The 22,665-nt window shown below is 40.9% G+C and carries 18 protein-coding genes; 1 reads left to right on the top strand and 17 read right to left on the bottom strand.

The genetic code is table 11. The annotated features are described in order from the left end of the window. Positions 1-27 precede the first annotated feature (27 nt). From DWZ33_RS08210 to DWZ33_RS08155, 12 genes are all read right to left on the bottom strand, one after another. Positions 28-906, bottom strand: coding sequence for a hypothetical protein (locus DWZ33_RS08210; protein WP_118454475.1), 879 nt, complete (start codon positions 904-906; stop codon positions 28-30). 3 nt (positions 907-909) lie between these two features. After that, positions 910-1,518: a K(+)-transporting ATPase subunit C gene (gene kdpC / locus DWZ33_RS08205; RefSeq protein WP_022938131.1), complete on the bottom strand. Its 609-nt coding sequence runs from the start codon at positions 1,516-1,518 to the stop codon at positions 910-912. Between the two features lie 14 nt (positions 1,519-1,532). Next, complete coding sequence (gene kdpB, locus DWZ33_RS08200; protein ID WP_220452416.1) at positions 1,533-3,605, bottom strand: potassium-transporting ATPase subunit KdpB; 2,073 nt, start codon at positions 3,603-3,605, stop codon at positions 1,533-1,535. Between the two features lie 5 nt (positions 3,606-3,610). Beyond that, positions 3,611-5,419, bottom strand: coding sequence for a potassium-transporting ATPase subunit KdpA (gene kdpA / locus DWZ33_RS08195; RefSeq protein ID WP_118454473.1), 1,809 nt, complete (start codon positions 5,417-5,419; stop codon positions 3,611-3,613). A gap of 345 nt (positions 5,420-5,764) precedes the next feature. Then, on the bottom strand, positions 5,765-5,962 hold the full coding sequence (locus tag DWZ33_RS08190) for a hypothetical protein (RefSeq protein ID WP_022938135.1): 198 nt from the start codon (positions 5,960-5,962) through the stop codon (positions 5,765-5,767). Continuing rightward, positions 5,962-7,365 (bottom strand): ABC transporter ATP-binding protein, encoded by a 1,404-nt coding sequence (locus DWZ33_RS18420; RefSeq protein WP_118454472.1) that lies wholly within the window; start codon positions 7,363-7,365, stop codon positions 5,962-5,964. The genes DWZ33_RS08190 and DWZ33_RS18420 overlap by 1 nt, the downstream gene beginning before the upstream one ends. Then, the gene (locus DWZ33_RS08180; RefSeq protein WP_022938137.1) at positions 7,365-8,348 is read right to left on the bottom strand and encodes an ABC transporter ATP-binding protein; all 984 of its coding nucleotides are present in this window, start codon (positions 8,346-8,348) and stop codon (positions 7,365-7,367) included. The genes DWZ33_RS18420 and DWZ33_RS08180 overlap by 1 nt, the downstream gene beginning before the upstream one ends. 9 nt (positions 8,349-8,357) lie before the next feature. Continuing rightward, on the bottom strand, positions 8,358-10,208 hold the full coding sequence (locus tag DWZ33_RS08175; protein ID WP_118454471.1) for an ABC transporter permease subunit: 1,851 nt from the start codon (positions 10,206-10,208) through the stop codon (positions 8,358-8,360). A gap of 12 nt (positions 10,209-10,220) precedes the next feature. Then, positions 10,221-11,177 (bottom strand): ABC transporter permease, encoded by a 957-nt coding sequence (locus tag DWZ33_RS08170; RefSeq protein ID WP_118454470.1) that lies wholly within the window; start codon positions 11,175-11,177, stop codon positions 10,221-10,223. A gap of 93 nt (positions 11,178-11,270) precedes the next feature. Continuing rightward, positions 11,271-13,106 carry an ABC transporter substrate-binding protein gene (locus tag DWZ33_RS08165; protein WP_118454469.1) on the bottom strand — a complete coding sequence of 612 codons (1,836 nt, stop codon included), beginning with the start codon at positions 13,104-13,106 and terminating at the stop codon, positions 11,271-11,273. A gap of 237 nt (positions 13,107-13,343) precedes the next feature. After that, positions 13,344-14,408 carry a C45 family autoproteolytic acyltransferase/hydrolase gene (locus tag DWZ33_RS08160; RefSeq protein ID WP_118454468.1) on the bottom strand — a complete coding sequence of 355 codons (1,065 nt, stop codon included), beginning with the start codon at positions 14,406-14,408 and terminating at the stop codon, positions 13,344-13,346. A gap of 148 nt (positions 14,409-14,556) precedes the next feature. Next, positions 14,557-16,464: an FAD-binding protein gene (locus DWZ33_RS08155; RefSeq protein WP_118454467.1), complete on the bottom strand. Its 1,908-nt coding sequence runs from the start codon at positions 16,462-16,464 to the stop codon at positions 14,557-14,559. Positions 16,465-16,556: 92 nt separating this feature from the next. Between DWZ33_RS08155 and DWZ33_RS08150 the strand changes: the two genes are divergently transcribed. Beyond that, complete coding sequence (locus tag DWZ33_RS08150) at positions 16,557-17,351, top strand: MerR family transcriptional regulator (protein WP_118454466.1); 795 nt, start codon at positions 16,557-16,559, stop codon at positions 17,349-17,351. A 61-nt stretch (positions 17,352-17,412) separates the two neighbouring features. On the opposite strand, the gene DWZ33_RS08145 is transcribed toward DWZ33_RS08150, so the two are convergent. The 5 genes from DWZ33_RS08145 to DWZ33_RS08125 all read right to left on the bottom strand — a co-directional run bounded on the left by DWZ33_RS08145 (position 17,413) and on the right by DWZ33_RS08125 (position 22,665). Beyond that, a complete protein-coding gene (locus DWZ33_RS08145) occupies positions 17,413-18,066 on the bottom strand; it encodes a bactofilin family protein (protein WP_022938147.1) in 654 nt (217 codons plus the stop codon). Between the two features lie 46 nt (positions 18,067-18,112). Then, positions 18,113-18,808, bottom strand: a complete 696-nt coding sequence (locus DWZ33_RS08140) for a LytR/AlgR family response regulator transcription factor (protein ID WP_118454464.1) — start codon at positions 18,806-18,808, stop codon at positions 18,113-18,115. Between the two features lie 388 nt (positions 18,809-19,196). Beyond that, a complete protein-coding gene (locus DWZ33_RS08135; RefSeq protein ID WP_022938149.1) occupies positions 19,197-20,399 on the bottom strand; it encodes a diphosphate--fructose-6-phosphate 1-phosphotransferase in 1,203 nt (400 codons plus the stop codon). 65 nt (positions 20,400-20,464) lie between these two features. Then, positions 20,465-20,815, bottom strand: a complete 351-nt coding sequence (locus tag DWZ33_RS08130) for a hypothetical protein (RefSeq protein WP_022938150.1) — start codon at positions 20,813-20,815, stop codon at positions 20,465-20,467. Further along, positions 20,812-22,665 (bottom strand): ABC-F family ATP-binding cassette domain-containing protein, encoded by a 1,854-nt coding sequence (locus DWZ33_RS08125; RefSeq protein WP_118454463.1) that lies wholly within the window; start codon positions 22,663-22,665, stop codon positions 20,812-20,814. Before DWZ33_RS08125 ends, DWZ33_RS08130 begins: the two co-directional genes overlap by 4 nt.

The raw sequence follows: 22,665 nt of genomic DNA, 5'->3' as shown, positions 1-22,665 counted from the left end.
GCCGCCGGTATTAAGATTGTATAAAGATCAGCGATGAAGCGGCGGGGCTGGAAAGATAATTTTCAGCAGCAGCTGTTGAGCCGGTGACCCATGAACATAGTCATACAGTATTCGTTTACCATTTCTATCCTGCATGATAAAGCCATTATCATCATAAGTTATTTTTATATTAGCTTGCTGAAGGGCAAAACGAAGTGATAGCTCCCATGTGAAGAAAGAATTAAGACAGCCCATTTCAAGCTTATTCATCAAGACGCTAAACTCCACAGCACTTACCCCATCTATTAACAGCAGCAGCCATAAATCGACCTGCTGCTTCAGCGTATAACTGAAACGATCCAGATCTAATTCATCAACGGGTCTAAGCGGCAGATAGCGAAAATACGTATTCTTATCTAAGTCAGGATAATGTGTAAAGCTTTGATTGGTAAACGCATTCCTTTTGATGAGCAGAAAATCATGACGATAATCAATGCCCTGCAGGATATCACTCAGCATTTTTAACTGCTCCTGATCTGGACAGCTGATCCGCAGACATAAATCATATAGTTCACTGAAATCCTGTCCGGAAACATTCAGCTTTTGGACCTTTACTTTATCATTTCCTACTTCTAGTATAATTTGAGCTGTTTCGATACCATTGGCACAGCCATAGATAGAAATGGGATATTTATGTGAAATATAAGCTATCGAATAGAGTAAATCATTCAGTAAAATCTCACATTGGAAATATGAATGACCATAATAAATCCAAAGATTATTCTCATTTGTGTAAATTGTCGGATTCATCGATAATTCTGATGATATTGTCAGTAACAGGGCTATCAATTCCTCCTGTGCGCCATCGGTACAATCATAGGCAGGCAAGTCTATTTCAAATTCTAGGGCGATGTTTTTCTTGTGCATAATTTACTCCAATATTCCATCCAGCATTAAATTTACTTTCAATACGTTCACGCATCCTTCGCCAAAGAAGCCTAAGAATTTATCTTCGGTGCATGCCTCAATGATGGCGTCAATTTCCGTCAGTGTCATATTATTATTTTCAGCTAAGCGGGCGGCTTGATATTGAGCGGCTGCCACTGAAATATGCGGATCTAAGCCGCTTCCAGACATGGTAACTAAATCAACCGGAATCGGCTGATCTTTCATTTGCGGATGCGCGGCCTGAATCGCTTCAACTCGCTGAGCAATTAATGCCTCATATTCATCGCTGGCTGGACTGATATTACCTGCCCATGCATACATCATCATTTCTCCTTCATCGTTTGTGAAGGTCGCTGCTTCAATATTCATGATTCTTCCCCACATATGTGCTTCATCCGTATATTGCTGGCCAAGCAGTTCACTGCCGTATACTTTGCCGTCAACCTCAATCATGCTGCCATTGGCCTGAATGGGAAACAAAAGCTGTGAAATTCCTGTGACTGCCAGTGTATAAATCACACCGCAGATCAATGTAAAAATTAATACTAAGCCAGCCGCTTTACCTAGCTGGGCTTTAATTGTTTGTATCATAAGCTTACCCCTTTCTAAACAAGATGGAAAAATACCAGAAGCATATCAATCAGTTTAACGAAAATAAACGGTGTAATAATGCCGCCAAGACCATAAATCAACAGATTCCTGCTTAACAGACTGCCGGCTGAGACCTCACGGTAACGTACTCCCTTTAATGCCAAGGGAATTAATGCCACAATAATCAGCGCGTTATAGATAATTGCTGATAAGACAGCACTTTGTGAATTATGCAGATGCATGATATTTAATGCCGAAAGTTCTGGATAGATGGTAAGAAACATTGCCGGAATAATCGCAAAGTATTTAGCGACATCATTAGCGATGCTGAAAGTTGTCAGACTGCCGCGGGTCATCAGCAGCTGCTTGCCGATTCGCACTATATCAATCAATTTTGTCGGTGAAGAGTCTAAATCAACCATATTGCCAGCTTCTTTAGCCGCCTGTGTGCCGGAATTCATAGCCACTGCGACATCTGCCTGTGCCAGAGCCGGCGCATCATTGGTACCATCTCCAGTCATTGCTACCAGATGTCCCTGACGCTGAAAATCACGAATCATAGCAAGTTTACCTTCCGGTGTTGCTTCAGCAAGGAAATCATCAACGCCTGCTTCAGCCGCAATCGCTGCGGCAGTTAAAGGATTATCACCGGTAATCATAATCGTTTTTATACCCATTTTCCGCAAATCAGCAAACTTTTCCGAAACACCATGCTTGATGATATCCTTTAAATAAATGACACCTAAGACTTGATAATTTTTAGAAACAACCAGCGGTGTACCGCCCATATTCGCTATGCGGGTTACAATCTCATCACATTCCTTTGGATAGATGCCGCCATTTTCTTGAACATATGCCTTAATGGTTTCAGCCGCCCCCTTGCGAATTTCTTCGCCTTTAATATCTACACCGCTCATTCTTGTTTTAGCGGTAAACGGAATAAAGGTCATGCCTTGATCGCTGAGACTGCGGCCGCGCAGATTAAATTGTTCCTTAGCAAGAACCACGATGCTTCTTCCCTCCGGCGTTTCATCAGCCAGTGAGGAAAGCTGTGCCGCATCAGCTAAATCATCAGCGGATACACCCTGTAAAGGGATGAATTCACTTGCCTGGCGATTGCCAAATGTTATCGTTCCGGTTTTATCCAGCATCAGAATATCGACATCGCCTGCCGCTTCAATAGCACGGCCGCTCATTGCCAATACATTAGCCTGATTCAGCCTGCTCATACCGGCAATACCGATGGCAGAAAGCAGAGCACCTATCGTTGTTGGCGCTAAGCAGACAAGCAGTGCCACCAATGTCGTTACGGATGTCGGATTAACAATACCTGCCAGTTTCGCCGAGAAATTGGCATACATATACAAAGACAGAGTAACTAAAATGAAGATGATTGAAAGCGCGATTAAAAAGATCTGCAAAGCAATTTCATTCGGTGTTTTTTTACGTGACGCTCCCTCTACCATTGCAATCATCTTATCAAGAAAGCTTTCACCGGCCTCATTGCTTACTTCTACGATCAGCCAATCTGATATTACAGTAGTTCCGCCGGTAACAGCACTGCGGTCACCGCCGGCTTCTCTAATTACTGGTGCTGATTCACCAGTAATAGCTGATTCATCAACAGAAGCTGCACCCTCTATAACTTCACCGTCAGCAGGAACCTGTTCGCCTGCCTTGACGATGTATAAATCTTTCTTTTTCAATGCTGTTGACGCGACATCACAAATCATATCACGCTGATCTAAAGAAGGGATCTTATGGGCAATTACATCTTTTTTAGCTGCCCGAAGCGCATCTGCCTGTGCCTTTCCCCTTCCCTGAGCAATTGCTTCCGCAAAGTTGGCAAACAATACGGTGAACCAGAGAATAATAGCGATTGCTGATGTATAACCACCTGAACTATCTTTTATATCAAAGATTGCTAAAATGGAAAGAAGCGTAGTCAAAATTGCTGATACATAGACTAAAAGCATGACTGGATTTTTGACTTGAATTCTGGGATCTAATTTTATAAAAGAATCCTTTATGGCACGCAGTACCATTTTGCGATCCGCAAAAACTGTTTGTTTATGACTCATATTCATCCCTCCTAAACAATCATCTGAAAATACTCAGCGATAGGTCCCAAAGCCAGCGCTGGGAAGAAGCTTAACGCGCCAACCAGCAATACGACAAAGACCAGCAAGAATACAAACAGCGGACTGCATGTTGATAATGTACCAGCCGTAACTGCAATCTTCTTTTTCTTAGCCAGATTGCCGGCAATCGCCAAAATACTGATGATTGGTAAAAATCTTGCAAACAGCATGACTAATCCTAAAGAAACATTAAGGAATACGGTATCGGCCGCAAAGCCAGCAAAGGCTGAACCGTTATTGCCGCCAGCTGAAGAATATGCATACAGCAATTCAGAGAAGCCATGAGCACCGCCGTTTGTTAAACTATCCATGATTGAAGGTAAACCAGCTGCGATGCCGCTGCCAACCAGAATACTAATCGGTGTTGCCAGACAAGCCAGCACCGCCCATTTCATTTCGTAGGGTTCTATCTTCTTTCCCAGATATTCAGGTGTACGGCCAACCATTAAACCTGCGATAAACACGGCCAGAATTGCAAATGCCAGCATGCCGTACAACCCACAGCCGACACCGCCGAATATAACTTCGCCCAACTGCATCTGAAGCATCGTCATCATACCGCCCAAAGGCGTATAGCTGTCATGCATCGAGTTGACAGAACCATTTGAAGCCGCCGTTGTGAAAGCTGCCCACGTTGATGAACCAGCAATACCAAACCGCGATTCTTTACCTTCCATATTACCGCCTGCCTGATTAATGCTGCTGATATCCACAATACCGTTCTGTGCAAGCTGCGGCGTAGCAGCTTGTTCATTTACCGCAATAACAGCCCATGCCACTAACAGCATACTCAGCATAGCAATAAATATCGCTCGCCCCTGCCGCTTATCCTTAATGCTTTGACCAAAGGAGAAGCACAGTGCCGCAGGAATCAGCAAGATAGCAATTACCTCAGCTAAATTGCTTAAATAAGTTGGGTTTTCAAGGGGATGCGCAGAATTAGTTCCCATATAACCGCCGCCATTTGTACCTAGCTGTTTAATTGCAATCTGACTAGCTGCCGGACCCATTGGAACAAATTGCTCAGTAACTATTTGAGCATCAACTTTCTGACCCTTAGCAAATACCTCACCGTTTACAATTTCAATATCCGTCAGAATTGTTCCATCTTCGCCGACAGCAACAGGTTCAACCAACGATACAGCCGCCCCCGGCTTTAAGTTTTGAATTACTCCCTGTGATACTAGCAGTAACGAAAGCACAAGACTCAGCGGCATTAAAATATAGAGAATACTCCGTGTCAGATCAATCCAGAAATTACCTAACGAATTCGCGTTCGTCTTTAAGAAACCACGAATCAGCGCATATAGTACCGCAAGTCCAGTACCGGCTGACACAAAGTTTTGAACGGTCAGTCCCAATGCCTGTGACAGATAACTCAACTGTGACTCACCGCTGTATGCCTGCCAGTTTGTGTTGGTTACAAAGCTGGCCGCCGTATTAAACGACAGGTCCCACGGCAAACCTGAAAATCCTTCTGGATTGCCAAGCAATACACCCTGAAGCATCAGTAATAGAAACAATAATACAAAACCAAATAGAGAGAAGAGTATGACACTGATCAAGTATTGTTTCCAATCCATTGTCTGTGTTTCATCAATTCTTAAAAGCTTATAAATTAATCTCTCGCATGGCTTTAGAAATCTTGAAAGAAATACATGTTCGCCATCCATAACACGGCTGATGTATCCGCCTAATGGCACAGCTAATACTAGCAAAATAAGTAAATATGGCAGATATTGCATTAACATCTCAATCATTGTTATCACCCCTCATCAATAAAACAATATAGTAAATAAGCATGAGCAGGGCACATAGCCCAATCCCTAGTATGATTAAATTCATCTTTATTTCCTCCTGCATGAATACAATAACATTTAAAGAATTAGGATGGTGTTAGGGTTAAAAGCACCGGCATTAAGATTTCGTTAAGAAAAAAAGTCATTGGCAGCAGCCAATAACTTAGTTATTTTTATATATAATTTAAAGAAAATATGCATATTTACCGATTTTATCAAGTTAATATATGCATTTTTGCATATTTTATCAAGTTATCACTTTTAGGCCAGAAAAAAAGCCACTGACAATAGCCAGTGACTCATCAACTATCTAAGAAATAACAGCCAGACAATGAAATAGATACCGCCAAGAATAACAAGGATAACGGGAACAAACGTAACGAAAGCAGCAATAAACATTGCAATACCGTCATGCTTATCAAATTCCACATCTTTAAACTTGTCTTTTAATTCTTCATCCCTATCCCCAAGCTGTTTTTTATATTCCTTAAAATTTTTACTCATTATTCATTATTATCCAGAAGATGACAAGCTACCCAATGCTCTGGTTCAACTTCACGCCATCTTGGGCACTCAGCCTTACAGATATCCATTGCATGCTTACATCTTGTATGGAATTTACAGCCCGTCGGAGGGTTGACAGGACTTGGAATATCCCCTTCAAGTATAGCCAATTCCTTGCTGTCTGGTTCCGTAGTTGGAATTGCTTCCAGCAAAGCGATTGTATATGGGTGCTTAGGATTTTTGAAAATGCGTTCTGATGGCGCGCTTTCAACCATATTACCCAGATACATTACACCGATACGATCAGAAATGTATTTAACAACACTTAAATCGTGGGAAATAAATAAATAAGTCAAATCTTCTTTTTCTTTTAAGTCTTGCAGCAGATTAATTACCTGTGACTGAATCGAAACGTCAAGCGCTGATACAGCCTCATCACAGACAATGAACTTAGGATTCAAAGCAAGCGCTCGGGCAATACCGATACGCTGTCTCTGACCGCCTGAGAACTGGTGAGGATAGCGGTGAATAAAATATTTATCCAAACCACATTTTTCCATGATGTCAATAATGTAATCTTCAAGTTCCTGAGAACCTTTTTTAAATTTCTTATGAGCAACTAATGCTTCAGAAATAATTTGTCCTACCGTCATACGAGGATTCAATGATGAATATGGATCTTGGAAAATAATCTGCAGATCCTGACGGAGTACACGGCCTTCTTCACGGGTAAGCATACCAAGGTCAATGCCCTGATCCCATAATGATTCAGCTTTATCAAAGCCCTCATGAGACTTGCATGCTTCCTTCAGCTTATCCAGCTTAGCACGGCAGTCAGCCTGCTTCTTTTCAGCAGCTTCATAAGCAGTGCGGCTGGCTGTATTATTCACATCCAATGTCTCTGCGAGCTTAGCAACTTCACAGCCGGCATGATATTCTTCCAGCAATGCGTCACCAGCTGTTTTTAAATCAGAGGCATAGAACAAACCGCCGGTTAAACGGGCAATTTGATGGAACAAACGATCTGCATCATCCGCTGGGAAGTTATTCACTGAATTAGTATCAGTCTTAGCCTTCTCCACAGCCTTCTTGTACTTACCAATCTCTTTATCAAGATTTTTAAGCACTCTTTCCACATACTGCGGCTGATATTCATATATTGTACGGCCATAATAAACCGTATTTCCTTGTGTCTGCGGATAAAGCTGTAGGATAACACGGCCAAGCGTTGATTTACCGCAGCCTGACTCACCAACTAAACCATAGGTTTCACCCTTATTGATATGAATTGAAATACCATCATTAGCCTTTACATACAGCTGTTCCTTTTGAAACCAAGAAGACTTTTTAACGGGAAAATATTGTTTAAGATTAGTTACTTCAATTAGTTTTTCTTTAGTCATTATTTTTCCCCCCTCTTTACCGGATAGAAGCAGCGAATGCTGTGATTTTCTCCTACCTTTACCAATTCAGGTTCTTCCTTACGGCATTTGTCACACGCATACTTACAGCGCGGTGCAAATTTACAGCCTTCAGGCAGTGCCAATGGATGCGGAACGGAGCCTGGAATTGCATCCAGACGCTCTGTACGTTCAGAGTTAAGACGAGGAATTGAAGTCAGCAGTCCCTCAGTATAAGGATGCAGATATTCAGAACCACGGAAAATATTTTCAACCGGTGCAGACTCAACAACCTGTCCGCAATACATAACCGCAACATCATCAGCCATCTGGTTGATAACACCTAAATCATGAGTAATGAACATGATTGATGTACCCAGCTCATGCTTCAGATCATTCATCAAACGCAGAATCTGTGCCTGAATCGTAACATCCAGCGCCGTTGTCGGTTCATCGGCAATCAGCAGCTTTGGCCGGCAGGCAAGTGCCATAGCGATCATTACACGCTGACGCATACCACCAGATAATTGGAATGGATAGCTTTTGTTTACCTGTACTGGATTCGCAATTTTAACCTGCTGAAGCATTTCAATACTGCGCTTCTCAGCTTCTTTTTTGCTGAGCTTCTGATGCAGCATCAAAACCTCACTGATCTGACGGTTTACCGTAAAAATCGGATTTAATGAAGTCATTGGTTCCTGGAAAATGATTGAAATATCATTTCCGCGAATATGACTCATCTGCTGTGCATTCAGATCAGAAATCTTCTTGCCGTCAAAATAAATTTCACCAGAATAAATCTTCTGATTTTGTTCAAATAACTTCAAAATACTCATGGCAGTCTGACTCTTACCAGAACCTGACTCACCAACTACACCTAATGTACGTCCTTCTTCGATGGTTAATGAAACACCATTAACGGCCTTGATCAATCCGCGTTTGGTATCAAAATACGTATGTAGATCTTTAATTTCTAATAAACTCATGATTTACACCTACTTTTCATTAGCCTTTGGATCAAGGGCAGCACGCAAGCCATCACCTATCAGGTTGATAGAGAAGGCAGCGATAAAGATACAAAGAGCCGGTAAAATCCACTGCCACCAGTAGAGCTCGATAACCGTCATCTTCTGTGCATTCGTCAGCATATTACCCCAAGAAGGCATAGGCGGCTGAACACCGAATCCCAAGAAGGACAATGCAGATTCAGTCAGCATGTTAGAAGCATAACTCAATGTAATATTAACAATACAAATATTTAAAACGTTTGGCAGGATGTGACGTACCATGATGCCGGCTTCTTTAATACCAAGAGCACGGGCAGCCAGTACGAAGTCTTTCTCACGTTCAATCAGGATCTGACCACGAATCAAACGTGCCAGGCCCGGCCATGAAATACATCCAAGAATAAACATAATCAAATACATTTTCTGATCACTGGTCATATCCGTAGATAAGAATGCGGATAATGTGATAACCAATGGCATAAATGGAATTGAAGAAATGATTTCTGTCAGACGCATCATCAGGTTATCAACCCAGCCGCCTTTAAAACCAGAAATCATGCCGACGATGATACCGATAACCCCCTGAATCAAGCAGGCGATGAAACCTACGATTAAGGTTACCTTACCGCCGTGGATTAAACGCGTCAGCAGGTCACGGCCCTGTTCATCAGTACCTAACGTATAACCGTCATTACCCCATGTCGCTACTTTGCCATTTTCCTGCAACGCATATACCTGGAAGTAATCGCCATAGATCGCTGTCGCTTTTAAATTTGACGGAACATTCTGTTCACCCAAATCGTTTGTACCCCAAGTATAAACCGTACCGCTTTCGCCGAGTGCGTAGAAGCTGTTCTTACCGCTTTGAATTTCTACAATCTTTTCATCAATTTCAGGCATTTCCAGACAATGCTTATCACGGGAACCCCAAACATGCAGTTTACCCTGATCATCTAATACCAGACCATTACGGAATGAAATAGCGATTTGCGTTGCCTTTACTGAACCATCTTTTAATTCTTCCGGCACTGCGGAGAAGTCATTACCCGCAACACCTAATGTACCTACTGTACCATCATCAAGAAGCAGCAGCATGTTATAGCTTGAACCCTTCATATCGACAATACGGCCTTGGTACTCTTCCGGGATGATATCCAATTTACTGGATAAGACACTGCCCCAGATATACAAATTTCCCTTTTTGGTTAAGACAGCAGAATATTGCTCACCAGCAAAAATATCCTGAATCTTTTCCATTTCAAATAAACCCTTCATTTCAACAGGCACTTCGCCCTGATTGAAGTTGTTGTAACCCCAGGCATAAAGCTTTCCAGTATCTGACAGTGCCAGTACATGCTTATCACCAATCGAAATTTTCTCAATTTTACGTGATTTTACATCATCAGGGATATTCAGGCTTCCTTCCTGATCAATACCCCATCCGTATAAATTACCTTCGTTAGACAAACCAATTGAGAAAGTGATACCGGAACGAATATCCTTAACCCCTTCCTTGACAAGCTGATCACTTACGCTCAAATAACCCTTACCAGGCTGAACGTTCTTAATGACCGCCTCAGTATTTAAAGCATCCATCGGGAACATAATTGATCCGATGAAAGAGAAACACAGGATTGCAACAAATCCAATCAATCCAATACGTGCTAATTTATCATTAATAAAATTCTTCCAAACAACTTTAGTCGGCGAAGTAATCGCTTCTTCCTCCAACACGCTTAACCCATTCATGCTTTTTCTTGCTTTAGGTGAGAATAAACCAGCAAACATTGACGTGAAAGAGCTCAGCATTCTTGAAAATATATTTTTCTTTTTATCCATATTTTGCTCTCCTTAATCAAGTTTGATACGTGGGTCTACAAGCGCGTAAGCTAAGTCGCAGACAAAATTCGACACTAAATAAATAATTGCATAGAACATATTCAAAGCGATAACCGTCATTGAATCACGACGATTCAGCGCCGTTACAAGGACACGGCCAAGACCATTCCATGAGAAGATCTGTTCCGCTACCATTGAACCTGAGAATAATGCGCCAATTTGAGCGATAACTACCGTAATGATAGGAATCAAGGCATTACGAAAAGCATGCGAATAGATGACTACCTTTTCGCTCAAACCTTTTGAACGTGCTGTACGAATATAATCCTGACTCAAAGCGTCAAGCATGGCGTTGCGCACATAACGAATCGTTCCGGCCAAACTCATGATTGTTAAGGTTGCGACCGGCAATACTAAATAACGTGCCCAAGCCACTAAATCAGTAAGATCGGTTGGCATACCATTTGACGGCACCCATTTTAATTTAAATGCGAAAATCGAAATTAAACATAAACCAATAAAGAATGACGGCATACTCATACCGATCAGCGAGAATACCTGCCAGAACTGATCAATAAATTTCCCTCGTTTAATCGCCGACCATATTCCGGCAAAAATAGAGATTGTCAGTGAAAATAACAAAACAAAACCATTCAAAATTACAGTGTTCTTCAATGGCTCAGCTAAAACATCTTTAACTGGCTTGTTATATGTAGTAGAGTAACCAAGTTCACCTTGAGCGACATTCCTCACCCAGTTAACATATTGCACAGGCACTGGTTTATCCAGCCCCAAATTTTCTTCAATCGCAGCATATACGAGTTCGTATTGATCAGGACGCGTATTTGTTGGAATCATCATCGCAACTGGATCACCAGGCATTAATTTGTTTAATCCGAACAATACAATGGATATCGCAAATACTACCGGAATCAGCGAGAAAATTCTCTTGATTGAGTACTTTATCATGTTGCTCCTCCTTTCAAGCAATAACAGCAACAAAGAAGATAGTAAATTTCTCTACTATCTTCTCTGCATAAACTTAACTTTTATTTTTTAAGACTATTTCCAGCTCATGTCACAAATAATTTGTGCCCAAGAAGCAAATGGAGTAGTATTAAAGCCATTCAGATCAGCATCAGCAAAATCATAGTATTGGTTTGCATAAATTGGAACCATCGGCATAATATCATTCCACTTAACCTGATATTCAACCCAAATGTCCGCAAACGTTTCAGTATCTTCAGAAGGCGTATGTCTTAAACGTTGAATGATTTCATCAAGTTCAGGATCACATGTATTTGTAGGATTTGATGGTGTTCCTGCAAAATCACATGCATATGAAGAATAGTAAGGGTCTGGTGCGTCAGAGAAGTTGTTAGCCATGTTGAAAGTGTTGTATTTTCTTTCACTGTCCGGCTTAGCTCCGCCATAATAGTAAGCATCTAACAGACCTGCAAAGTCAGTTCTTTCGATATTGAAATGGATACCAACCTTAGGTGCATTTTGTTTCAGCTGCAGTTCGATTGTATCAGTTACTGGGTTGTCATTAGTACCTAAGTGAGTAATAGCTAATTCTTCACCAGCAGCGTTGTGACGGTAATAACCTTCACCAGCTTTAGTTACATCCCAAGGAGTAACACCATCAGCTTCAAACTTGTATGAAGAATTGTCTAATTCAGCATTTGCTTTATCGATTGAGAAAGCGTAGTTGATTAGCTTAGAATCCAATTCAGCTTTCTTAACTTGATAAGTCCAGTATGCAGTAGCATAGTCAGAGTTAACAGTTGTACCGTAACCGCCAAGGATATTGTTGATCAAATCATCTTTATCCAGAATGTAGGCGATAGCGTGACGTACTTCTTTTTCTTTAGTAGCACCGAAGTCTGTGTGCATAGGAACGTTTCCGTAACCGTTACGAGCATAAGTAGATTCCTGAACATTTTCAGCAGCTTTTGCTTTTTCGATCTTGTCGCCTTCTACAACACCTTGAACGATGTCAACTTCACCATTAACCAGCATATCAACATCTAATGTAGCATTTACTGTCTTTACGATGATTGTTTCGATAGATGGAGTTTTCTTATCCCATGTACCTGCGAAGTTATCATTTTTAACAAGTTTAACTTGTTTGTTTTCAAATGAGATAAAGCTGTAAGGTCCGCAGCTTACTGTTGGTGCGAAACGATGATCAGTTGCAAATTTATTAACTGCTTCAGCCAGATCGCCCACTAATTTAGAACCTTCATCAGTTGATTCAATAGTAGCATCTGGTGCTAATGTGTGCATTGGATATGGATAAACACGCATGAAGCTCAGTTCCCAGAAATATGGTAAACGATCTTTAGACACGGTTACTGAGAATGTCATGTCATCAATCTTCTTAACACCGCCTAAAACATCAGTTTCACCTGTGTGATATGCAGCATAATCAACGAAGTTTTCACCTGTTGAATCAGATGCACCAGCGGCAACTAATTGCGGAGAACCTGCTACTAAATAAGCAAATACATAATCATCAGCGGTTACTGGTTCGCCGTCATTCCATTTTAAACCATCATTTAAAGTCCATGTATAAACTGTGTTGCCATCAGCATCTTCAGATTTAACAAGTTCTTTAACAACTGTTTCATCAACGATCCATTCACCTTCAGATGTGAAAGCAACCGGTGAATATCCATGAATTAAATCACGAACATTCTTGTCATATGAACTATTTCCGAAACCTTCAGATTGGTGGAAATCACCGTTCATATCAAATGTTGCGACAACTAACTCTTTACCTGCATTTGCAGAGCCACCGTTATTGGCATCACCATTGCCATTACCGTTGCCGTTACTGCTGCATCCAGCTAAAGCCATTAGCGCAACCATACAAACTGCTACTAACTTTTTCATTAAAGAATTCCCTCCTATCAACTTATATTGATAATGTAATCATTATACATAACAACCCTTGATTTTACAAGCCTTATTCACATTTTTGTGACTTGTATAACATTATTTTCCTGTATTTCCATAATGTTTATCGCCTATTTTCACACGTTTTTACAATATTTGTTTTAATTTTCATATTTTTTCATTATTTCAAGCAAAAAGAACACTTTCAGCATTTTGCTGTCCGTGTTCCCTTCCTTATTTGTTCAAATTGTACGTATACGGAGTATCATATTTCATCCCGATACTGATTGTAGCACTCAATTCACTCTGATTATAAATGATTGACCACTGTGTTCCTGTCATTTCATTGTCATCATTAAGATGCAGCGGCTGAGAAACAGCTTTAAGCAGATTCATGCCTTCAGCCTCACTCAAAATACCTTTATTCCCTGTCAGTGTCTTCTCCAAAGTTGCATAGCGATCCTGCCCCTTGCCAAAGTCATAATCACCCGGTGTCAGCAGAAAGTTTGTGGCTGCCTGCCAATTGCCGTCCATTTCAACAACACTTATTTCATTATCAACATATTCCACGACAACTGATTTACCATTAGCATCAGCAATTTGGAAATGATAGCTGCTGTTTGCGGATGAGTGCATATCATATTGTTTTAACAAAGCAACTGCTTCATCAACCGTGGCCGCCTTATCCAATACCATTCGCACCGCTGTCGTCGTAGTGATATCAATTTTATCAGTTTGCTGATTCGTTGCCTCCGTTGGTATCAGCAATACACCGATGGCCAAGCCCTTTTCATTAATGCCATCAAGCGGTGCATAAGGAGCCGCCAACGTAATAATGCTTGACAATAAGCCATCCGGCAATTTTTCTTCATTATAGCCTAAAAAGCCTAAATTAACCGTTGAGAAAGAAGCATAGCCATTATCTGGCTGCGTTTTTACAAATAAAGCCGGTGAATATGTTAAATCAAAATTTCTGCCAAATATTTTTGCGCCGTCCGGTGTGGCCGCGTTAAAGGTTGAGCAGCCAAGATTAGGAATGCTGAATTCTACTGGGATTCCTTTTAAAAGCTTTGTGGATACAAATTGAATCAGTTCAGCATCCGTACTGGCGCCGGTGGCCAGAAAATCATCAAAACCATAATCGCCTTTATATTCCATTGTATATAATGCGTAATCATCTACTTTTTTCATTGACTGAAGCGTTGCCAGTTCATTATGGAACATGGCATAGAAACCGCCCACAAGGACAACTGCTACACACGCGATACCAATGAGTAATCGTTTAACTATTTTGTTCATAAGCCCTCCTATAAATGACCATTAAATAAAATTAGTCATGTTTAGAGTTTACTACTTTCGTGTGCTTCTGTCAACAAAATATTGACCATATAAATATATTAGTCAAAAAAAGAATCCCTTCATTAAGAAAGGATTCTGTGTTTAATCATTAATTGGCATTTGCGGCACTTTGTCCGGCAATATGTCCGAAAGTATAAATATCCGCGATTGCATTACCGCCTAAACGATTTCCCGCATGGATACCGCCGGTCACTTCACCAGCCGCATATAAACCAGGAATAACCTCGCCTGACTGATTATAAACATGACACAAAGTATCGATAACCAAACCGCCCATTGTGTGATGCAATGATGGTTTCATAGCACGGGCAACATAAACATCATCACCGCTGGTTTCAATTTTGGTAGTAAATACCGTCTTGCCAAAATCAGCATCAAGACCTGCGTCTGCATAGCCGTTATATTTTTCAACCTCAGCTGTTAAAACAGCAGGGTCCATATTGATCAGTTTTGCCAGTTCTTCAATGCTTGATGCTTCATAGCAGTCTTCATCCTGCCATAATGCTACATTAGACTTTAAACCAATTTCATAGAAGAGTCCCTGTTCACCGCCATTAGCAAAAGCAGCCTTGGAAATAACATCACGTTCCGCATATTCATCGACAAAACGTTTACCTTCCGGTGTCACATACATTACATTGGTGCCATTACCTAAAGCAAGACGGCCATTTGACGCAAAGCCAATCGGCATCAGCTGGGTAAATTCCATGCCGGTTACATCAGCATCAGCAGCCTTTTGAGCCATGATAATTCCTTCTCCTACGGTTGAGGATACATTGGTTGAACCAATTGACGCATACAGATCATCACCCCAATAATTATCATACTTCATTACCATTTCGGTATTTCCGGCAAAACCGCCAGTCGCAAGTATAACACCATTATTAGCATGCAGAATCACTTCAGTTCCATCATTTTTCACAGCATGCACACCGACAATTCTGCCATTTTCCACATATAATTCATCGGCAGTGGTCTGATAGATAATCTCGCCGCCATTCTTTTCTACATAAGCCGCCGGTTTATCAAAGAAATCTACCTGCTTTGATGTCTTTGGTGTCTGTGATCTCAGCCATAATGAACCAATTGGCTCGGATAATGTATTATTGAATTCAGAACCGGCAGTTTCTTTCAGCCAAGAAATTGTCGCGTCACTATTCGTAACAAGCGTATTCAATAAATCATAGCTGCCATAAATCGTATTGCCGTCAAGATCTTCTCTCAAACCGCCTAGATAACTCTGAATCAAGTGGAATTCTACGGAATCAAATAATGTAGAAGTATCACCGCTTAAATAATCGTTAATCTGCTGCTTCAATGTGCTGTAAGTGTTTTTAAATTCACCGACAAACAGATTCTCATCATATTCAAGATACGTTCTCAGCGTAGAGAGCCGTCCTTCATCTGAAGGTGTCAATGCGTCTAATTCAGCATTAACCGCATTCCATACGCCGCCGGAGGCTAATGTATTGCCGCCCAAAGCTGCAGTTTTTTCAATTAAAATAACTGTTTTTCCTTCTGATGCGACCGTAGCTGCCGCTGATATACCGGCACCGCCGCCGCCAACAACAATTACATCCGCGGTTTTTTCAATCGTTTCGCCGGCAATTTTCTCTACCGGTTTCTGTAAGCTTGCTAAGTCGGCACCAGCTGATTCAAGAGCCTTGGCCGCCGCCTCAAGAATTGCGGTACTGGTTACTGTACAGCCGGTAATTGTATCAAGTCCCAATGACTGATACTCAACAATTTCTGCCGGCAGTGTTTCAATCGCCGGATCAGAAATACCATCGGTTTCATTTTCATCCGTAATCTTTACACTTAGAATCGCATCATCGCTGACTTCAACTTCAACGACTACCTCGCCGTTCATGCCTTGTGCAGAGCCAGTATATGTACCTGCTTTATAAGCAGTTTCACTACTGGCAGGCGCTGTGGAGCAGGCACTTAATGTGACTGCCATCACGAAAGAAATAAACAATACACTTAATTTCTTCATATCGTCCCTCCTATTTGCTATTTGTTTAACAAATGCTATAATAACTATAAACTCTGTATTTATTACAGAGTCAATACAAGGTTGGTGAAAATATGAATATTCAGGAATTATCAAACCGCACACATATTAATAAGGAAACCATCCGATCTTATCGGTTAAAGGGGCTGCTGCGTCCCATACAGGCGGATAATGGGTATTATGAATATAGTGAAGAGGATGTATATATCCTTCTTTATATCCGGCAGCTTCGTGATTATGGCATGCCTTTGGAACATATCCGCCACGCTTTTGATACTCTTGAATCCGATTATCAGGTTGCTCTCTACGACCAGCAAATTGCCGAAACTGAAGCTGAAATCGAGCGTTTAAAAAAACGGGTTGATTCACTGAAAAAAACGAAACAGCATCAAGAGCTCAGCAAAGCCAATCTGAATCGTGTTGAAATTGAATATTATGAGGAAACTAAATATGATATCTATCTTGCTGACGGCCCTGACTCAGAAATACTGACAAAATGGCTGCAGAATATCAATATGTGTACGATAACCTTAAATATAGATAAAAATGAGTTGACTATGACAACTCATGGTAAAATCCCTATCAAAGCAGGCATCGGAACTTTTCAGTGGTTTGTTAAGCGGGCAGATCTGCCGCTTACCCCAAAAATCGTTCAGTTCCCCAGCGGATATTATTGTTCAGCAATCATTGAAGTTGATAACATTCACGCTTTGGATGCTTCTTGTTTAATACCTATTCGTAATTATATTAATGAGCATCATTATACTTTAGGCAGTGATGTTACCGGTTTTTTAGTCCGTGTTGATTATTCAAAGGTACAGCCTCGGTTCTATTTCAGAATCCGGGTTTTAATCAAAAACAAAGATTGACATCAAAATACAAGGGCAGCCAAGCTGCCCTTTGCATATAGTTATTGTCATTGATATAATCTTAAGCAATTACTTCTGAAGAAGCTTCCGGCTCTTCCTCATTTTCCATGCTCGCCAAAATAGAGCTTGTCGTTTCATCGATGAAAGCTGAGTGATCTACTTCAATCTCTGACGGTTCAGGCGTCGCCTTCGTTTCAATGCTGCCGACAATCTGCGCGCCCTGCGCGATGCTGATCTGTCTGGCTGTTATATTACCCTGCACAACCGCCTGCGCTTTAATGGTCACCTCTTCATCAGCAACCGTATTCCCCTTTAAATAGCCATCAATCGTTACCGTTTTAGCTGATATATCACCGGTAATCGATGTATCACAATCAATCATGATCTTACTTTCAGATACAATATTCCCTGTATAAGAAGCATGCTGAAAAAGTACATTCAGTGCCTTTACATCACCTTTCACCTTACCATTGATACGGATCGTACCCTGTGATTCAATATCACCCACCACTTCACCATTTAATTCAAAATCTTCACGGCTTTTAATATTACCGATAATCACAACATCGGATGAAATAACAGTAGCCGTATTCTTCTTCACTGTACTGGTAAGCGGCGGCGCAGTTCTCAGCTGCGGTTTCTCCTCATTACCCCCAATCCCCATTTTCTTTGCCAAATCACCAAAGTTTGATTTTGGATTATTAAATGTACTCATAATTTTCCTCCTAGATTTATCTTTAACTGTTTGATACAGTTTAAAGCTATCGAATAAACTGCAATAAAGCTTCTGACGCTTTTTTCCATGTTCCCTTAGCAATTGGAACGTATATGTCATCATTTAAGATAAAATCATAACGCCTGATGCCAGTTACATAATCCAAATTAACCAGATATGATCGATGACATCTGAAAAAATTGGTTTTGGGCAGCTGAGCCGCCAATACGTCCAGTTGTCCCTGATAGGTAATAATTTCAGATTCTAAATGCAGCGTAAGCGTTCTTTTCATTATTTCCGCATATACGATTTTATCGACCGCGACAACACGGCTGCAGCCAGCCACGGGAACCAGTAAATGCTTTGCCATATTTGTTTTATCTGTCAGCCTGCTGAGTATGTGATTCACATTATTTTGTGTGAGATTGCGATAAATCAGATTGCCATTCCTCACAGCTGCGGAATCAACAATCTTGTCATCACTGATAAGCATATATTCAGCAGACTGATCAGCGTCCATAAAGGCTTGGATGTCATCAATCGGCAGCTGATTACTGATTTCAATTACTATTAAATCCAAACGCTTCCCCTTTTCCGCAACATCATGCAGTTCCGCTAATCCGCTACATAACAAAAAATCAGTTTTGATCTTCAATTTCTTAAAATATAATTCAACCATTGGTACCATTTGCTTATAAAACGTGTAATTCTTAGTAACAACAGCAGTATTCACAGCGATCATTCAACCACCCCTCTTGTTTTAATGCCTCAATCAACAATTTCCTAATGGCGGTACAGGTAAAATTGTCTTACAAAGTATACTTTATAAGACAGTCTAAAAAGCACTAAAATGTGTTTGTAATATTAACAAAATACGCTAAAATGTGTTTACAAAGTTAAAAAATTGGTATAAAATGGTAAAAAGAAGGATGTCTCATAATGTATACTTTTTGATACAGTATCTCAAATGTTGTATTTCTTGTTATACATCACTGATAATGAAAGAAGCTGCCTATCAGGACAGCTTTTTATATGTTTGGCACAATTATCAGTATAATTAAAATCTTAAGCACATAAAAAGGTATGAACTGTCTTCAATTCATACCTTTTATTCATTTTTTTAATTCAGATTATTTCATGTGGTATGGCTTCACATAAGCAGGAACGCCATCCTTCATGATTAATGCAGGCTCACCAACGATTAATGGTTTGAAGTAATCGTAAGCTTCCTGACTCAAACCTGCATAGTTAGGCAGAATCCATTCAGCAGGAATGTGCTTAACATGGTTTGCGAATTGATCAGCTGGACCTTCGATGAATTCAACATCATATTCAGCACCTGGTTTACGCTGTACACCTACAACATGACCTGTAAATTTGCCGTCAGCACTTCTCATATGAGCAGACATACCTAATTCAAAGGCTTCTGTAACGTCTACTAAGCTTTGAGTATAGTTAGCGCAGCGCTGTGCAGTGCTTAAATCCTGAACTTTAGCACGAGGTGCAATGCCTGCTTCAAGAATCATATTCTTAACCGCATTACCGGCACCGCCTAATACAGCGTGACCGAAACCGTCATTAACTGCCTTGCCAGCAGCCAGATAAGAGCCATCAGCAAAATGCGCGCCCTCGCTGACAACGATATAACATTTACCCTTTGTTTCCATGCATTTTTTAACTTCTGCAAGGAATACTTCCTGATCAAAATCTTCTTCAGGCAATACAAGCAGATCCACTTTACCTGAAATTACAGAAGAACCAGCTAACCAGCCAGCATCTCTTCCCATTGTTTCAAGAATGAATACTTCTGAACGAGTGTATACGTTGTAATCCAGCCATGTAGAAGTTACAACATCATTAACAAACTTCGCAGCAGAAGCAAAACCAGGGCAGTGATCAGTAACCATCAGGTCATTATCAACTGTCTTAGGAATACCTACGAAACGTTTCGCGATATTATTTTTCTTAGCCCACTGGCTTAATGCATCAACTGTATCCATTGAATCATTACCGCCGATGTAGAACATGATTTCAATGTTGAATTTATCCATAACTGCTACCAGTTTGCGATAATCAGTTTCGTCATCTCTCTTTAATTTATAACGGCATGAGCCTAATGCTGAAGATGGAGTTTGACGAAGGATACGATTTTCCATATCCGGCATGTGCGTTAAATCAACAAGTCTTTCTTGAAGAATACCTTCAATGCCATTCAAACCGCCATAAACTATATCATATACCGGGTTTAATTGGTTTGCCTTAACTACGCCAGCAAGTGATGCATTGATAACGGTAGTAGGTCCACCAGATTGAGCAACTAAACAATTTGCCATTTTATAATCCTCCTATTTAAGTACGTGCCTATTTTATCATACTTTAAAGCAATTTAAAAGAGACGTTATCGGCTTTTATTGAAGAAAATCTTTAAAGCGCTCAGCATTGAGATAACAACATCATTCACCAGCAGAATCAGCATTAAAGAAAAACTTTTAAAACCGATCAAAAGATAACCAACCATGATGGCTATGATGTAGAAACGGACTCTTTTGCCGCGCGCTGTCGCTGTGATTTCCTCCATATGCTTAACGATATAAGCCTCATCAAGATATTGAGCAGAGGCGGCATCAATGATTGCCAAAAGCAGCCAGAAAATATTGATATTTACCATATAGATTCTAAGCAGACAGGGCAGTCCCAGCAGCATCAGCAATAACGCGAATTCAGCCTCCTTCAGCTTTTTCTCCATCATTGTTCAAGCGCCTCACTGTATTCTTCCCACTGCGCCATTAAATTCTCTATTTCATTATTCACTTCATCAATCTGATTATCCAATTCATTCATTTTCTGATAATCATGATAATATTCAGGATCAAAGCGCAGCTCACGCAGGGCTTCAATTTCTTCTTCCTTAGCCGCGATCTTTTTCTCCAGCTTAGCGATTTCTTTGCCGATATTCAGATTCACTGGTTTGCTCTTTTTCTCCTGATGACTCACTTTAACCTGATTTTCTTCAACAACCTTATTTCCTTCGATGTAATCATGATAATTCATCGGTGTATAAACCGCGCCGTTTTCATCAATATGCAGAATCGCCGTCGCCAGTTTGGAAATAAAATAACGGTCATGTGAGACAAACAGCATTGTGCCGTCATATTCAGAAAGACTTTTCTCCAATGCTTCCTTGCCCAATAAATCCAAGTGATTGGTCGGTTCGTCCATAACCAAAAAGTTAGGCTGCGAAAGCATCAGCTTCACTAAGCTTAGACGCACCTTCTCACCGCCGGATAAACAATCAACGGTTTTAAACACCTCATCACCGGTAAATAGAAAACAGCCTAACGCGCTTCTTACTTCTGTACGGGTCAGATCAGGGAAATCATTCCAGACTTCCTCAAGAATTGTATTTGCCGTATTAAACTGCGCCAGCTCCTGATCAAAATAGCCGGGTTCAATCTGATGACCGAGCATCACTGAACCGCCCAGACTTGGAATTTTACCCATAACGGTTTTCACAAAGGTTGATTTACCCTTACCATTAGGCCCAATTACCGCTACCCGCTGACCCTGCATTACCTCAAGATTGATCGTACAAAGCTCATGATCATAACCAATTTTTAATTCTTCAACGGTAAGCACCCGTTTGCCGCCGCGGATTCTTGAAGTAAAGCTGGCCTTAAATGACTTCTTACTTTCTTTTGGATCTTCAATGCGTTCCATGCGATCCAGATATTTTATTTTAGACTGTGCAAATGCCGCCTTATTTTTCTTATAACGGAACTTCTCAATCAAAGCCTCCATCCGCTCAATTTCTTTTTGCTGACGGGCATAGGCTGATTTCTGCCGCTCAATATCATTATCCTTCTGTTTGACGTAGGATGAATAATTGCCGACATAACGGCGCATCACACCATATTCTATCTCATAGATTTCATCAGCCACGTTATCGATAAAAGTACGGTCATGAGAAACCAGCACAACCGCCTTCGGATAACGTTTCACATAGCCTTCAAGCCATTCAATGGTTTCCAGATCAAGATGGTTGGTCGGTTCATCCAGCAAAAGAATATCCGGAGCTGACAGCAGCAGCTTCACAAACGCGATACGGGTTTTCTGACCGCCGGAAAAAGTCTGCACCTCACGCTGAAGATCTTCTTCATGGAAGCCAAACCTTGTAAAGATATTTAAAATATCTGACTGAACCGTATAACCGCCCCGTTCTTCAAAACGATGCTGAAGGTCGGCATAGCGGTCAAGCAGCTCCTGAGAATGGTCATAAACCATCGCCTCAGTCATTTCATTCAGCTGCTTCTGCATGATTTCTACATCTTTAAAAACCTCATTCAATTCTTCCTGTACAGTGCGTGATTCACTGGTAAAGGTCGTCTGTGCCAGATAACCGATCCGGCAGCTGCCAGCCTTATGAATCGTTCCTGAATCAAGCTCCTCTTCACTGGCGATAATCTTCATCAGCGTTGTTTTGCCGCAGCCATTAGCGCCGATTACCGCGATTTTTTCATTATTCTTAACCTCGAACTGAATATTTTCAAACAGAATATTCGCGCCGAAGCCTTTTGTTCCTTTATTTATTTGATATTGCAT

This window comes from Dielma fastidiosa, assembly GCF_003475485.1.
GTDB lineage: Bacteria > Bacillota_I > Bacilli_A > Erysipelotrichales > Erysipelotrichaceae > Dielma > Dielma fastidiosa.
Note: the sequence above shows the minus strand (reverse complement) of the source record. Positions and strands in the feature narration are given on the sequence as shown.

Coding starts and splice junctions, on each gene's coding strand:
- DWZ33_RS08210 (WP_118454475.1), bottom strand. CDS start 906: ATGCACAAGAAAAACATCGCCCTAGAATTTGAAATAGACTTGCCTGCC.
- kdpC (WP_022938131.1), bottom strand. CDS start 1,518: ATGATACAAACAATTAAAGCCCAGCTAGGTAAAGCGGCTGGCTTAGTA.
- kdpB (WP_220452416.1), bottom strand. CDS start 3,605: ATGAATATGAGTCATAAACAAACAGTTTTTGCGGATCGCAAAATGGTA.
- kdpA (WP_118454473.1), bottom strand. CDS start 5,419: ATGATTGAGATGTTAATGCAATATCTGCCATATTTACTTATTTTGCTA.
- DWZ33_RS08190 (WP_022938135.1), bottom strand. CDS start 5,962: ATGAGTAAAAATTTTAAGGAATATAAAAAACAGCTTGGGGATAGGGAT.
- DWZ33_RS18420 (WP_118454472.1), bottom strand. CDS start 7,365: ATGACTAAAGAAAAACTAATTGAAGTAACTAATCTTAAACAATATTTT.
- DWZ33_RS08180 (WP_022938137.1), bottom strand. CDS start 8,348: ATGAGTTTATTAGAAATTAAAGATCTACATACGTATTTTGATACCAAA.
- DWZ33_RS08175 (WP_118454471.1), bottom strand. CDS start 10,208: ATGGATAAAAAGAAAAATATATTTTCAAGAATGCTGAGCTCTTTCACG.
- DWZ33_RS08170 (WP_118454470.1), bottom strand. CDS start 11,177: ATGATAAAGTACTCAATCAAGAGAATTTTCTCGCTGATTCCGGTAGTA.
- DWZ33_RS08165 (WP_118454469.1), bottom strand. CDS start 13,106: ATGAAAAAGTTAGTAGCAGTTTGTATGGTTGCGCTAATGGCTTTAGCT.
- DWZ33_RS08160 (WP_118454468.1), bottom strand. CDS start 14,408: ATGAACAAAATAGTTAAACGATTACTCATTGGTATCGCGTGTGTAGCA.
- DWZ33_RS08155 (WP_118454467.1), bottom strand. CDS start 16,464: ATGAAGAAATTAAGTGTATTGTTTATTTCTTTCGTGATGGCAGTCACA.
- DWZ33_RS08150 (WP_118454466.1), top strand. CDS start 16,557: ATGAATATTCAGGAATTATCAAACCGCACACATATTAATAAGGAAACC.
- DWZ33_RS08145 (WP_022938147.1), bottom strand. CDS start 18,066: ATGAGTACATTTAATAATCCAAAATCAAACTTTGGTGATTTGGCAAAG.
- DWZ33_RS08140 (WP_118454464.1), bottom strand. CDS start 18,808: ATGATCGCTGTGAATACTGCTGTTGTTACTAAGAATTACACGTTTTAT.
- DWZ33_RS08135 (WP_022938149.1), bottom strand. CDS start 20,399: ATGGCAAATTGTTTAGTTGCTCAATCTGGTGGACCTACTACCGTTATC.
- DWZ33_RS08130 (WP_022938150.1), bottom strand. CDS start 20,815: ATGATGGAGAAAAAGCTGAAGGAGGCTGAATTCGCGTTATTGCTGATG.
- DWZ33_RS08125 (WP_118454463.1), bottom strand. CDS start 22,665: ATGCAATATCAAATAAATAAAGGAACAAAAGGCTTCGGCGCGAATATT.